The sequence below is a fragment of the Ignatzschineria sp. PL_is040 genome (genome assembly GCF_055813795.1).
Genome location: NZ_JBVPGU010000003.1, coordinates 16,228 through 31,113, shown reverse-complemented (window position 1 = coordinate 31,113; position 14,886 = coordinate 16,228). Strand labels below are relative to the sequence as shown.

10 protein-coding genes and 2 pseudogenes are annotated in these 14,886 nt (G+C 41.7%); 3 read left to right on the top strand and 9 right to left on the bottom strand.

Annotated elements, in window-relative coordinates; translation table 11 throughout:
• Positions 1 to 137 precede the first annotated feature (137 nt).
• Positions 138 to 428: a co-chaperone GroES gene (locus tag AC0SAP_RS05265; protein ID WP_094567660.1), complete on the bottom strand. Its 291-nt coding sequence runs from the start codon at positions 426 to 428 to the stop codon at positions 138 to 140.
• Between the two features lie 422 nt (positions 429 to 850).
• Here AC0SAP_RS05265 and AC0SAP_RS05260 point away from each other — a divergent pair, with 422 nt between their 5' ends.
• Positions 851 to 2,194 carry an MATE family efflux transporter gene (locus tag AC0SAP_RS05260; protein ID WP_473383268.1) on the top strand — a complete coding sequence of 448 codons (1,344 nt, stop codon included), beginning with the start codon at positions 851 to 853 and terminating at the stop codon, positions 2,192 to 2,194.
• A 335-nt stretch (positions 2,195 to 2,529) separates the two neighbouring features.
• Here AC0SAP_RS05260 and AC0SAP_RS05255 read toward each other — a convergent pair.
• Positions 2,530 to 3,054, bottom strand: a pseudogene (locus AC0SAP_RS05255) (RNA pyrophosphohydrolase); the annotation flags it as partial.
• Between the two features lie 574 nt (positions 3,055 to 3,628).
• On the opposite strand from AC0SAP_RS05255, the gene fabG reads away from it, so the two are divergent.
• A complete protein-coding gene (fabG, locus tag AC0SAP_RS05250) occupies positions 3,629 to 4,384 on the top strand; it encodes a 3-oxoacyl-ACP reductase FabG (protein WP_473383267.1) in 756 nt (251 codons plus the stop codon).
• Between the two features lie 144 nt (positions 4,385 to 4,528).
• On the opposite strand, the gene AC0SAP_RS05245 is transcribed toward fabG, so the two are convergent.
• From AC0SAP_RS05245 to lptM, 4 genes and pseudogenes are all read right to left on the bottom strand, one after another.
• A complete protein-coding gene (locus AC0SAP_RS05245) occupies positions 4,529 to 5,803 on the bottom strand; it encodes an MFS transporter (protein ID WP_473383266.1) in 1,275 nt (424 codons plus the stop codon).
• Positions 5,804 to 5,806: 3 nt separating this feature from the next.
• Positions 5,807 to 6,844, bottom strand: a complete 1,038-nt coding sequence (queA, locus tag AC0SAP_RS05240; protein WP_473383506.1) for a tRNA preQ1(34) S-adenosylmethionine ribosyltransferase-isomerase QueA — start codon at positions 6,842 to 6,844, stop codon at positions 5,807 to 5,809.
• A 221-nt stretch (positions 6,845 to 7,065) separates the two neighbouring features.
• Complete coding sequence (gene lysA / locus AC0SAP_RS05235) at positions 7,066 to 8,283, bottom strand: diaminopimelate decarboxylase (RefSeq protein ID WP_473383264.1); 1,218 nt, start codon at positions 8,281 to 8,283, stop codon at positions 7,066 to 7,068.
• Positions 8,284 to 8,350: 67 nt separating this feature from the next.
• Positions 8,351 to 8,443, bottom strand: a pseudogene (lptM, locus tag AC0SAP_RS05230) (LPS translocon maturation chaperone LptM); the annotation flags it as partial.
• A gap of 448 nt (positions 8,444 to 8,891) precedes the next feature.
• On the opposite strand from lptM, the gene gyrA reads away from it, so the two are divergent.
• The gene (gyrA, locus tag AC0SAP_RS05225) at positions 8,892 to 11,573 is read left to right on the top strand and encodes a DNA gyrase subunit A (RefSeq protein ID WP_473383263.1); all 2,682 of its coding nucleotides are present in this window, start codon (positions 8,892 to 8,894) and stop codon (positions 11,571 to 11,573) included.
• Positions 11,574 to 11,725: 152 nt separating this feature from the next.
• Here gyrA and AC0SAP_RS05220 read toward each other — a convergent pair whose 3' ends face one another.
• The 3 genes from AC0SAP_RS05220 to ptuA form a co-directional block, all read right to left on the bottom strand.
• Positions 11,726 to 12,079 carry a RidA family protein gene (locus tag AC0SAP_RS05220; RefSeq protein WP_473383505.1) on the bottom strand — a complete coding sequence of 118 codons (354 nt, stop codon included), beginning with the start codon at positions 12,077 to 12,079 and terminating at the stop codon, positions 11,726 to 11,728.
• Positions 12,080 to 12,269: 190 nt separating this feature from the next.
• Entirely contained in the window at positions 12,270 to 13,019 is a 750-nt protein-coding gene (ptuB, locus tag AC0SAP_RS05215) for a retron Ec78 anti-phage system effector HNH endonuclease PtuB (protein ID WP_473383262.1), read from the bottom strand.
• A 3-nt stretch (positions 13,020 to 13,022) separates the two neighbouring features.
• Positions 13,023 to 14,741, bottom strand: a complete 1,719-nt coding sequence (ptuA, locus tag AC0SAP_RS05210; protein ID WP_473383261.1) for a retron Ec78 anti-phage system effector ATPase PtuA — start codon at positions 14,739 to 14,741, stop codon at positions 13,023 to 13,025.
• Positions 14,742 to 14,886: the final 145 nt, after the last annotated feature.

Here is a 14,886-nt window from a genome sequence, read left to right as displayed (position 1 = left end):
TTTAAATTCTTCTATAACTTTGATCTGTTAGTTTGATCTGTTAACTATGATCAGTTAGAGGTTGAATTAATCTAATAAGTGATAAGAACATCATCTCTATATCTATGTAAATAGAGTCTCATCTACGTTATAAGCTATTAACCCTCGATAACCGCCATGATCTCATCTTCACGCATAACGAGTAGCTCTTCGCCTGCTACCTCTACTTCAGAACCTGAGAATTTACCAAAAAGAACTTTATCCCCAACTTTGACATCTAAAGTCTTTACTTCACCACTTGCCAATACCTTACCGTTACCTACAGCAAGAACGACACCGCGTGAAGGCTTCTCTGTAGCAGTTCCTGGAAGAACGATACCACCTGCAGTTTTAAGCTCTTCTTCTTCACGTTTGATGATTACTCTGTCATGTAAAGGACGTAATTTCATAGTCTATTCCTCATTAAAAGATTCATTAAATGATTGTTAATTGCTACCTTAAAAGTGAGTCAATTAACGCTCCATATGATGTTTTATCAATTGTTATTATCAGAAACCTTATCTAACTTGCCCTAGCAGAGGCTTATTTATAAGGTCCAGCCTGAGTTACGTCTTAATTGATGGGGTCGATAAAAAGAGTTTCAAGTCTTTTCCCCCTCTTTTTTTTCATTTTGAATAATAAATAGTCAACAATTAAGCGATTTTAGAACACCCGCTTCAGCGTCCTAATAGATTCTCTGATAAGATTCCTTTTTCAATCCAGCGCACCACATCTTGGAAAAATTTTAATCTCTTTTTCAAATTTTTTTCAAAAATAAATTTCAATAAATATCGCAATAGTAAATGAAATCGATTATAAGAGCCGATAAAATATGGGAAAAAACCTCTTCTTAGCTTGGAATAACCTTACCATTCATCGCCGAGTCTGGGCTTTAACGCTCCCGATGATCCTTTCAAACATCTCTGTCCCACTGGTAGGGACAGTTGATACCATGATTGTAGGTCATCTGAATGATGCAAATCAGATGGCAAGTGTCGGTATTGGCAGCAGTATCTATCTCTTTCTAATCGCTATCTTAAACTTTCTACGCATGGGAACAACGGGCTTTACCGCACAGGCTTATGGCCATAAAAATGGAGGAATGATTCGCCTAATCCTCATTCAAGGTATTCTCTTAGCGCTTCTCTTAGCACTGATCCTACTACTTCTAGCCTTCCCGATTACAACACTCGCTTTTTCAATTATCGATCTCGAACCTGCTCTTTATGACGGCGCCTCCCAGTTTTTTTCTTGGCGATTAATGGGAGCTCCCGCAGCTTTAATCAACTTTGCACTCATTGGTTGGTTTTTAGGTATGCAAAATGCACGCATTCCCTTCTATATGCTATTAGCCACTAATATCCTCAATATTCTTTTGACATTGCTCTTTATCTTAAAACTGAATCTCGGTATTACAGGCGTTGCAAAAGCAGCGGTTATCTCTGAATATTTTGGCCTTTTTGTCGGCTTAGCAATCCTTCCTAAAATATTACTAAAAAACCGTGGTAGTTGGAGATTTTCGCCACTAAAAAAATGGCAAAATTGGCAACCTCTAATCTTTGTTAATCGGGATATCTTTATTCGTAGCTTAACACTACAACTTGCCTTCTTTTTAGTAACGCTACAAGGCTCCCGGCTTGGCGGTGATATTGTTGCCGCAAATATGATTATTCTCAATGGTCTCTTTATTCTCTCCTATCTCTTAGATGGATTTGCTCATGCTATCGAAGCATTAACAGGCCGAGCAATTGGTGAAAAGAGCCGAGACCAATTACGATCTGTCATGGTCGTCGCCGGTGGCTGGGCATTAATAATCACACTACTCTTCTTCTTTCTCTTTCTATTATGGGGAGATCAATTTATCAATCTGATATCCAATATCGATGCTGTCCGAGAGAGCGCTTACCCGCTAATTCCTTATCTAACACTCCTCCCCTTAATTAGTGTTTGGAGTTATCTTCTAGATGGTCTCTTTATCGGCGCAACGCGTGCAAAAGAGATGCGCAATGCAATGATAGGCGCTTTTATAATCGCTTTACCGATCGGTATTCTGCTAACCCCTTTTGGTAATGATGGATTATGGCTCTCATTCCTCCTCTTTATGCTGTTACGAGGTATTATTATGATCTATTTCACCTACCGAATTGAACAAAAGGAAGGCTGGATTGAGCATTAAAAAGAGCATAGGGCTCCACTGCCATAAAATATTGTGGATAGATGATTATTAATTTGATTAATAATTGCCGAAGCTTGAGTCAACAATCAGCATGCAAAGATCAATCATAAGATCGATAAATGCGCTTCGATTCATTCCAAATAAAAGAGCTCTAGAAGCCCCGAAAAATGACCATTATAAATAGTGGAAATAGTGATATAAAAAAAGCACGTTTAATACGTGCTTTTCTCAATAATAATATGTTGCTCTATATGTCGCTCTTCAAAAGAGATTCTCTTCTCTCCATTTCGCTCTTTGAAAGTCTGCTTGCGAGAGTGCATTCTAAAGAGGGAATGACGTCTTCGTGAGCGTAAATCTTTAGGTTTTTTAGGAACCGTTCTTTCAAAAATCAAAGGGGCAAGCTCTGTTAGCGCTTTATCATAAACTTTACGTTTAAAATGAATCACATCGCGCAATGGTAACCAATAATCAACCCACTTATAGTGATCAAACTCGGGATGGTCCGCCGCATTCAGATTAAAATCCGCTTCCTCACCGATAAATTCGAGCATAAACCAGACCTGCTTTTGGCCGATACATGTTCTCTCATTCATATGATTTCGGCGAATCAAATTGTGGGGTAAACGATAACGTAACCACCGATCTGTTCTACCTAAAATTTTAATATGTTCAGGGCGTAATCCAACTTCCTCATAAAGCTCTCTATACATGGCTTCTTCCGGCGTCTCATTTGGATCAATTCCCCCTTGTGGAAATTGCCAAGCATCTAATTGACCGATGCGATGACCCCAGAACAACTGCTGATTTTGATTACACAATATGATTCCAACGTTTGCCCGAAAGCCATCATTGTCTATCATTTTGTGCCTTTATCTAAAAATTAAAATATCAACTCTATTGTTCCACAAGGCGCCTTTAAAGCCAAATCTTATTTAAAATAGAAGTAGGAAGCCTCGCTAAAATGGGCTGTTAGATGTGATAGTCATCTCTTATCTAAAAGATAGAGAGTATCAAAGATAATAAGAACTTATAAGCAGATCAGTCAATTTATACAAAACTGATTAAAAGATTACGGGGATCTTGTGGAGGTCTTTTAAAAAGATATAGATGAACACATCACTATTTTATAAATAGCGTAGATAAATAGGCGCACAATAGACTTTTAATAAAATGACTAAAATAATAATTTGAATGACGATTGGAATAATTATTTTAATAACCCCCAACCCACCCTATTTCTTGTATGATAATTTTATATATGAGTTTATATATGAGGTTATGTGATGAAAAGAGTGTTGAGAGATGAAATATTGAGATCCATCTTTCTAACTGGGAATCCATCATCAAAGTAAATTGTAGATAGTAAAGATTATCTACCAAGATTCCCACTCTTATCTTTCTACTTAAGATCTCTGCTTAAGCAAAGGAGTTACGATGTTTTCATTAGATAAACAGATCGCAATGGTGACAGGTGGCGCAAAAGGTATCGGGCGCGGCATTGTTGAGGCACTTATTGAAGCTGGAGCAACCGTTATTATTGCGGATATCGATACCACTGCCGGCAATAATACAGCAAAAGAGTTAGGTTGCGATTTTGTCGCATTAGATGTTACGAATCAAGCCCTCTGCCAAACGCGTATCGAAGAGGTGATCGAAAAGTATGGTAGGCTCGATATTCTCTGCTCCAATACCGGCATCTTTCCACAGGCAACCATAGAGGAGATGACGGAGAAAGATTGGGATTTTATGCAAGAGGTCAATGTCAAAGGAACTTTCTTTATTGTCCAAGCAGCCCTTAAAGTGATGAAAAAACAAGGTTATGGACGCGTGATTATTACATCATCTATTACAGGAAATATTACGGGATTCCCCGGATGGAGCCATTATGGGGCATCTAAGGCAGCTCAATTAGGATTTATGCGTAGCGCTGCTCTCGAATATGCTCGCTTTGGCATTACCGTGAATGCAGTTCTACCCGGCAATATCTTAACAGAGGGACTCGAAGCACAAGGGGAGACTTATCTCAATCAGATGCGTGCGACAATCCCAACTCATACATTAGGCGAACCTAAAGATATCGGCTATGCTGCCGCTTTTCTAGCATCGAAAGAAGCTAAATATATCACAGGACAAACGATCATTATCGACGGCGGTCAGATTCTACCAGAATCGCCAGAAGCACTACTCTAATCGCTAATCAAGCAAATAGCCATCCAAAATATCGAGACAGCTATCTATAACTATATATCGTTAATATAGAAAGAAGAAAGGGAGCCTATTTTTCAATAGGCTCCCTTTTCGTTTTTTATCCCTCGCATCATTAACTATTAACTATTAAAGATAACTCTTGAATCTCTCTCGACCTAAATAGAGGCTTAAAAAGATTCCTAATGCACATAAGAAGAGAATGTAATAGGCAATAAACATTGGATGGAAATGCTCTGCAATCACCGGTACTAAGAAGGTTGTTAGCCCTGCAAATACGGCATTACCGATATTATATGAGAACCCCATGCCAGTTAAACGCACATCTGCCGGAAAGAGACGAATAATAATCATCGGCACACAAGCAACGATCCCTAAGAAGAAAGAGGCGATGGCATAGAGGATTCCTACCTGCGTCAAATCACTACTGCCTAATGCGGTAAAGAAGATATAGCTTGTGATCGCAAGAAGTAGCGCAAACCCGAAAAGGGTTCTTCTCAAACCGATTCGATCAACCAAGAATCCCGCCGCTAAACTCCCCACAATATTCATAAAAGTGGCGACTAATGCTGCTTTATTAACGAATCCGGCCTCAATATTAAAGACTTCTGACTTCATTAAATTAGGTGCTAACAGGACTAAAACAACTCCGGCAATTAATAACCAAGTACTCAATGTCGCAATAAAGAGTTGCGGGCGAAAATCTTTTAAAAGCGTCTTCATTGGCGTTCCGGCATGCAGTGCTTTCTTCTTCTGCATCTCTAAGAAAACCGGTGTCTCTTTGAGATATCGACGAAGATAGACTGCTAACAACCCTAAAACACCCCCTAAAATAAAGGGAATTCGCCAGGCATATGCTAAAGTCTCCGAGGCAGTAAAGGAGATATTCATCATCGTTGAGACAAAATGACCGATCAATACGCCAAAAGTAAGACCTGCGGCAATAGCGCTATTAGCGATACCAAAACGCCCACGGGAGACATGCTCTGTGACAAAAACATGAGCACTAGGAACCTCTCCCCCTAATGCGACACCTTGTAAGATTCGCATCAAAAGAAGAAGTGCCGGTGCAAAATAACCGATCGATTCATAAGTCGGTAATAATCCGATTGCCAAGGTCGGTAGTGCCATCATAAAGAGCGAGAACATAAAGACCTTTTTCCGGCCAATCAGATCTCCAAAATGGGCAAGTACAACGCCACTTAATGGACGAACAAAGTAGGCAATTGCATAAGTGAGATAGGTCATTACCGTAGCGACTAACTCTGACTCTGCCGGGAAAAAGAGCACTCTTAAGGTTGAGGCAAATGTTAAAAAAACTATAAAATCATAAAACTCCAACGCCCCACCTAAAGAGGAGAGCGAGAGAGTCTTTACTTCATCGCGTGTTAAACCTTGCGCCATAACTTACTCCTTTGCTCGATCTAATTCCGGCACCAACAACATACTATCCCCATAACTAAAGAAACGATAATGCTCTTTAACGGCATGCTGATAGATCTCTTCAATACGCTTCTTCCCCATCAATGTTGAAACTAACACCAAGAGTGTCGATTTAGGAAGATGGAAATTGGTTAAGAGCCCATCAATCACTCTAAATTTAAAGCCCGGCTTGATAAAAATATTGGTATCCCCAACAAATGGTTGCAACTCCCCTGAAAGAGCAGCGCTCTCTAATGCTCGCACGGCTGTCGTGCCAATCGCAATCACTCTTTTCCCCGCCGCTTTTGTTGCTTTAATCTCTGCTACTGCCGATTCCGGTACAGAGATCCACTCTTTATGCATCTGATGCTCATCTAAATTTTCACTTCGAATCGGTTGAAACGTCCCGGCACCGACATGCAGCGTAATCTCTGTAATATCGACCCCTTTTTGACGCAGTTGATCAAGCAACTCTTCTGTAAAGTGAAGTCCGGCAGTCGGTGCTGCAACCGCTCCCTCCTCTTTATTAAAGACGGTCTGATAGCGGGACTGATCAAGTTCTTCATCACTACGTGTAATATAGGGCGGCAATGGAAGATGCCCATAAGTTTCTAGCAGTTGTGCAATCGCGCTTCCATCGATCGTTCGTAGTTGAAAGAAATGATCATCCCTGGCCACCATTTCTAGACGGGGCTCCCCCTCAATCAAAACTTTTTGCCCCACTTTTAACGCCTTGCTCGCTTTAATTTGCGCTAAGACATCTGTCTCTGTCAAAAGGCGTTCAACCATAATTTCAACCTTACCGCCGGTCTCTTTTTGCCCAAAGAGTCGAGCTGGCAAAACACGGGTATTATTGATAACAATACGATCCCCGGGGCGTAAATATTCAACCAAAGCATCAAAGCTATGGTCTCGAATCTCCCCTTGATAAGGGACTAATAGCCGAGAAGTCCCCCTCACTTTCGGTGGAAATTGGGCAATCAATTCCTCGGGCAGATGATAATCGTAATCTGATAATTTCAACATGAACTCTTATTCCTACTTATATTTTCACTGATATTTTTCACTGATGTTTTTTACTAATATTTCTACAGCCAATTCCAATTGTGCTAAAGATAAAATCCCAAAGTCCACCGAGGACATTGGGATTTTTATCATCACACGACTCTTTTTAATTAACCACTCTCAATCAATAGCTCTTGTTAACAATAATTAATTAACGATCTTAACGATCATTACTAACATTAGAGATATTGCAACTCATCTGCATAAAGTGACTCTTCGCTCTCTCTTTTACGAATCAGCTTTGCTTCATCCCCCATCAATAATACCTCTGCGGCTCGACCACGAGAATTATAGTTAGAGGCCATGGTAAAACCATAAGCGCCAGCATGAGTAATGGCCAAATAATCACCCGAAGTTAATGCAAGCTGACGATCCTTTCCTAAAAAATCACCTGTTTCACAAATAGGGCCGACAATATCATAATTTTTAACCTCACCTTCATCACGCTCATCGAGGTTAATAATATTCATCCATGAGCTATAGAGCGCCGGACGAATCAGATCATTCATTGCGGCATCAACCACGGCAAAGTTTTTCCCCTCATTCTCTTTAGTAAGAATTACCTGCGTCACTAAAATGCCGGCATCCCCTACTATAGAGCGACCCGGTTCAATCAATATTTTAAGGTCGCGATCACCAATCTTTTCGATCGCTTGATCGATCCACTCTGCAGGATCGATTAAAGTCTCATCTTCATAACGAATCCCTAATCCGCCCCCCATATCGAGATGCTTTAGATGAATTCCTAATGCAGAGAGTTCATCAATCAAGGCAAGCGTAATATCGAGCGCTTCAGCATAAGGTTCAATCTCTGTCAGTTGCGAGCCGATATGAAAATCGATTCCCTGAATATCGATATGGGGCATACGCGCCATCTCACGATACATCGGTAATGCATCTGTCATGCTGATCCCAAACTTATTCTCTTTAAGGCCTGTTGAGATATAAGGATGTGTCTTAGCATCCACATTGGGATTAATCCTTAATGAGACGGGGGCTTTAACTCCCAATTTGCCGGCAATTGTATTGAGCATATAGACCTCTGCAACCGACTCTACATTAAAGCAGCCAATACCGGCATTAAGAGCAAACTCTAAATCACAATTTCGTTTACCGACCCCTGAATAGACCACTTTTTTGGGATCGCCTCCAGCAGCTAAAACGCGTTTTAACTCACCACGAGAGACGATATCGAAACCCGATCCCGCTTCCGCTAACAACTTCAAAATCGATAAGTTACTATTCGCTTTTACGGCGTAGCAGATAAGATGGGGATAATCACCAAATCCACGGCGATAAGCATCATAGTTTGCTAAAATTTTCTCTGCTGAATAGATATAAACCGGCGTCTGAAACTCCTCCGCCACCTCTGTTAAACGCACCTGATCAATTTTCATCTTTCTCTTTTTTATAATCTTTTTTATAACTTGTCATAAAGTGTCCATCATTATGCTCTGCCTCGCTTTTTGCGATATAGAGCGCACCTGTTTGCCCGCAACCGGCTAAAAGCCCCATCACAAACAGGAGAACTATTCCCTTTTTATAAACCTTTAACACTCAACTATCCTTCTGAAGTAAAGCGATCTAGAGATTATTCTCCATTATTCATCGGTCATTCATCTGTTATCCACCTGCTATTTACCTGCTATATATCCGCTATTCTCTACTGAGAGCCGATAGATTAGATACACTATTAACAGGGTCAATCATTCTATTACAATTAACACAGCTTAGCACTTTGGAGCTACTGCTTTTCATCTTTCCTTAACAAAAAATATTTGATTGAAAAGATAAAGTGGAATCAACTTTCCTAAAGATAGCGCATTATTCGCTAAATATTCCCATTTTTAAATATTATTTTTCTACTGTAGGGGGATAGCAGGAATTATTCTTTCTCGCTCAATCCGCTAATTTCTATCTGAAACAGGCGAATTAATCAACAAAATGTGTTACAATTACATGCTGTTTTTAAGTTAACTATCGTTTTTCAGTAAAGGTTGGTTCAATGAGTGATTTTGCCAAAGAGATTGTCCCGATTAGCCTAGAAGAGGAGATGAAAAGCTCCTATCTTGATTATGCCATGAGTGTTATCGTCGGCCGTGCTCTTCCCGATGTTCGCGATGGATTGAAGCCGGTGCATCGACGCATACTTCATTCAATGAATCAGACGAATAATCACTGGAATAAAGCCTACAAAAAATCTGCCCGTATTGTGGGGGATGTGATGGGTAAATATCACCCTCATGGTGACTTTGCTATCTATGATTCCGTCGTCCGTATGGCGCAAGATTTCTCTCTCCGCTATATGTTGATTGATGGACAAGGAAACTTCGGTTCAATCGATGGCGACTCAGCAGCGGCAATGCGTTATACCGAAATTCGGATGAGCAAAATTGCCGAGACACTCCTTCAAGATATTGAGAAAGAGACTGTTGACTTTATTCCAAACTACGATGAATCAGAAATTGAGCCATCGGTACTCCCTACACGTATTCCTAACCTGCTTGTTAATGGTTCTGCCGGAATTGCCGTAGGGATGGCAACAAATATCCCCCCCCATAACCTTACCGAAACCATTAATGCCTCTTTAGCGCTCTTACATGACCCTGACCTGACCATTGATCAGCTGATGGAATATATTCCGGCACCTGACTTCCCAACGGCAGGGATTATTAATGGAACACGTGGAATTCGTGAGGCATATCATACAGGCCGAGGCCGTGTTGTTATTCGCGCACGAGCAGAGATTGAACATGATGAGAAGCGTGATCGTGATGTCATTATCATCACTGAGATCCCTTACCAAGTGAATAAAGCGCGCCTCATCGAACGTATTGTTGAACTCTACCGTGAAAAAGTGATCGAAGGGATCGCCCCTGATGGATTGCGAGATGAATCGGATAAAGATGGGATGCGCATCGTGATCGAACTTCGTCGTGGCGAGATGGGGGAGGTTGTTCTCAATCAGCTCTATAAACATACCGCGCTACAATCGAGCTTTGGTATCAATATGGTAGCAATCGATCGTGGACAACCTAAATTACTCAACCTAAAGCAGGTGTTAGAAGCATTCCTGCTCCATCGTCGTGAAGTGATCACCCGTCGAACCATCTTTGAATTAAGACGCGCACGTAGCAGAGCGCATCTTTTAGAGGGCTTAACAGTAGCGCTTGCCAATATTGATGAGATGATTCAACTGATCAGAACATCGGCGACAGGGGCTGAAGCAAAAGAGCGAATGTTAGCGCGTCAATGGGCGCCGGGTGAAGTCTCTGCCATGTTAGAGCGCGCAGCGGAATTGAAGACAACCCCAGATGGTTTAGAAGGTGTCGGCCTTATTGGCACCACCTATCAGCTCTCTGAAGAGCAAGCGCAAGCGATCTTAGATATGCGTCTTCAGCGCTTAACAGGTTTAGAGCAAGATAAAATATTAGAAGAGTATCAAACGCTCTTAGATACTATTCGTGAATTGATCGAAATTTTAGTCAATCCTGATCGTCTTCGTGATGTTATTGAAGAGGAATTTATTGCGATTAGAGATGAATTTGGTGATGAGCGTCGCACGGAGATTAGAGAAGCCGCTGAAGATATCAGCTTAGAGGATCTCATTGCCGAAGAGGATGTTGTAGTAACTCTCTCGCGTCGTGGCTATATCAAATATCAAAAACTGGATGAGTATCGTGCCCAGCGCCGTGGTGGTCGTGGTAAGTCCGCCGCTCGAGTGGTCGATGAGGATGATGTAGAGCATCTGATGGTTGTCAGCACTCATGCACAATTGATGTGCTTCTCCTCTTATGGCCGTGTCTACTGGTTACGCGTCTTTGAGCTTCCTGAAGCGGGCCGTGGTGCAAGTGGTCGACCTATTATCAATCTGCTCCCATTAGAAGCAGATGAGCGAATTACATCGATGCTTCCTGTCGATAGTTATGACGATGATCGCTACATCTTTATGGCAACTAAATATGGTGTTGTGAAGAAGACCGTCCTCTCTAACTTCCAAAGTCAACGTTCAAGCGGTTTAATTGCCGTCAACCTTGATGAGGGGGATGAGCTCATTGGTACTGAAATCACTAATGGTGAAAATGATATTATGCTCTTCACCAATACAGGTTTAGTTAATCGCTTTAGTGAATCTGATGTGCGCCCAACCGGACGTGGATCACGCGGTGTTAAAGGTATCACGCTTGTAGAAGGACAACATGTCATCTCAATGATGCTTGCTGTGGAAGAGGGTGTGGTCCTCATCGCTACAGAGAATGGTTATGGTAAACGAACCTTAATTGAGGAATTTGCGCGTCGTAATCGTGGTGGTAAAGGGGTTATTGGCATCCAAACTTCAGAGCGAAATGGCCAAATCGTGGGCGCATCTATTGTGGAAGAGGATGATGAGGTGATGCTCATTACTTGTAATGGCGTATTAGTCAGAACCTCTGTTGCAGAAGTCTCAATCTTAGGACGAAATACACAAGGCGTTCGTCTCATTCGCCTCGATGATGGCGATACACTTGTCGGTATGTCTCGTATCGAGGAGAATGATGCAGACGATGAGATGAGTACAGATGAGGAAGATCTCGAGCTCGATGTTGTTGAAGTGGTTGAAATCGATGAAGTAGACTTAACGGTTGAAGCAGAAGAGTCGCTCGAAACAGAGAAGGAGAGTGATGAGGAGAAACCCTCGGAGGAGTAAATCGAAAGGGTATAAATCCAACTCATTAACTATTAGCTATTAGCTATTAGCTATTAACTATTAACTATTAATCATCATTTAATGAAGTAAATTAAGAGTAAGAGAGCCGATCTATCCTTAGATCGGCTCTCTCTATTTTGTACTATCTTGCTCTATTTTGACGGTAATGCGACAACAATCTTCACCTCAACCTTCCAATTAGAATTCATCAATCCCGCCTGCACAGTACAGCGAACGGGCGCATTGTCAGAATCGACCCACTCATCCCAAGCACGATTCATCCCCTCGATATCTAAGCTACTTACAAGAAAGATCGTTACATCTAGAATATGGGATTTTTCAGCTCCGACTTTCTCTAAAAGCTGATCAATATCGGCAAGTAAACTCTGCATCTGTCGATAGATATCTGCCTCTTCCACTAAAGGAATAGCAGTATAGTAGAGCGTATCGTTATAGATCACCGCATCTGACATCCGCGGGCCTTTATTAATTCGAGTAATCATGATGGTTCCTTATTACCGGTAATACCAGCGATTCAATTGCTAATGGAAAAGTCAATCATAACTGACTGCCTTTTGAAGTCTTATCGTAATCAATATCATTGATATCTTTGTCGTTATTGTTGCCGCTCTTGACCTTGTGACCTTGTGACCTTGATCTTGATCTTGATCTAACTATCGATGTTAATATCTCTTACTAATTTTTATCCCCTCCGATTCCTTCATATGATTCTTCCCATCTCTCCACCCCTTCTTCGATCCGCTCTTCAACTAAGCCTAAAAGATCTAAATGATTATGGATATAGTGCTCCTTAATCGATTGATAAGCACTATTTTTCTGCTCCGCTAAGAGTGAATGAATCTCCTCGGCTAACTCTTCGAGTAACTCCGGATCCCCCTCACACAATTCACACCAGAGAATAAACTCCTCTTCTAACTGTTGAAGCGGCTCGAGATGTCGTCTGCGCAGACTCGCTAACGCATTATGATTGAGATTGAATCCTCGGATAGTCTCTTTCGCACGATGATAGTCATAATCTGATAATCCCGGCTTTACCGAAATTCGTCCATTAAGATAGTAACGAAAGTAGGCGTGAGGATCCTCCTGATCCGGTTTTATCAACAACTCATGAATTACTTTATGGGGATTATGCGCACCATCTTTATAGATACCACAGCTATTATTATTGTTACAAGAGCCAAAAAGATTTTTCCACTCAAAAGTTAACGCCTCATATTTAGCGCGGGGATAGAGATGCTCAATATGGCTATCTTCCGTAGTAAAGGGGGTTTCACAATAAGCACAGAGTCTATGCTGCATCTCATTGAGTTTTGACCAGATCTCTCGCCGATCCCCACCTCGTAGTCGTTGCCAATTTTTTGCCCCATTCTTCTGCGCTCGCACAAGACATTTAGGCACTTCTTTGGGCCGAACTAACTTTCTCATAGCCTACTCCTTTGACTCCTGAGCAGAGCGTCGATTACGGATTCGAGCTTTGAGTTGCTGTAGCTTTTTCTGATGACGAAGCTTCTCCATCTCGATACTCTCTCGACCAAAGTGCTTCTCTAACATTAGATAGAGCGCTTCTCCCTCCGGCGTTTCATCTAAACCATTCTCTATCATCTTCTCTAACTGCTGATATTGCTGATGCTCATAGACATCGGGGATATCAGCAATATTGAGAATGCGCAATAGAATATTATCGGAAGAGAGTCCACGAGTCTGAAAGCTTGGGGAATGTACGCGCACGCGATTAGTCTCAAAATCATTCTTCAAGAAACGAATTTGATCTTTATGAACTGTGGAGATCACCTGCGGACTATGCGTTGTGATAATAAATTGCATATTGGGGAAGATCTTCAAAAGCGAATCGATAATGGTCTGCTGCCAAGTAGGATGGAGATGAAGCTCGATCTCATCGATAATCACAACGCCGGGGCTCTCCCTTGGATCTTCTAGATGGGGATTTAAGATCTCTAACCGTGAGATAAGATCAGCAACCATGAAGAGAACCGAGCGCTGTCCATGTGAAAGATGTTGGATATCATGTAACTCATCATAGATTGAGAGAACAACCCGATCCTTTCCTGTGGAACGATCAACAAAGATCCCTGTGGCATTCGGGATCAGATCACAGACAATCTCATTGACGATCTCTTTTAACTTCTGTGCGGTATTGAGCGGGCGACACTGCAGTGCAGCAATTTTTTCATCTGTCTCTGCAATCTTCACTTTTAACCCTGAAAGCATATCATCAACAAGCGCCTGCTTCATGGGATCAGCATTTTGATGCTCTTGGGTAAACTCTTCTGCTGTCTGCTCTAATAACGCTCTAAATTGTAGAAGATCGCGAAGTTCCGTTCCTGAGTCTTGCCGCGAAAGATTCTCTAACATCACAAACCACTCAATCATATCGGAGATGCGAACTTTCTCATCTAACGCATAATCGTAAGCACTTGCACGATGAAGATGTATTTTACGCGCACCACGAACAAAATTGGGGCGGTTGACGCTATAGAAGATAAAGAGGGGTAACGTAATATTACAATCATTAAAGGTTATACAATCACGAATCACCTTCGCATACGCATTGAGCTCACTAAAATCAGATCGTTGCCCGATTGCCCCCTCTTGTAAGGTCCGCTCAAGCATAAAGTGAATCTTATTATCTGCATCAACCTCGACTTCAAGTGAGATCTCAGCTCTATTCTCTCCACTTTTAATCTCCTCTTCCGAAATCTCAAGCCCGGCAGGCTCCTCTCGATTGATCGCATTGAGAACCCAAGAGAGCCCTTTTGTTAAACATTCACAAACCGTTGTTTTTCCAGTAGCATTCTCCCCTATCAAAACAGTGAGTCGATCATCAAAGGTGATCTCTAACTCATTTAATCGGCGAAGATTCTTAATCTTAATATGGCGAACTTTAAAGGTCGCCTCATTGAGGATCGATTCACAACGAGAGAAAGCTAGTTTTGCTTTCTGTAACAAAGGGTCCTGCGCTAAAGAGGTATCTGTATCAAGATCTACTCCTCGAAGATAGCGTGCTGCCTGCTCATAATTTTTTAATAAAGAGGATTCTTCAGTCGCTAAATTTCCCGGCAATTCTCCCGACAAATGATCCCGTTCCGGCATTAACTCACTAACCGCTTCTCGCTCCTTTCGTTTCATTCTACGCTCCTCAAAAGTACTCTCAATCTAACAATCATCTAAAAAAGGACCCTACTTCCAAGATATCACAGAAAGCGCAAAGAGGAGTGCCATAAGCAGCAAGGCCCCCTCTTTTTAAGGAGGAGGCTTGATCAAATAGTTCTCT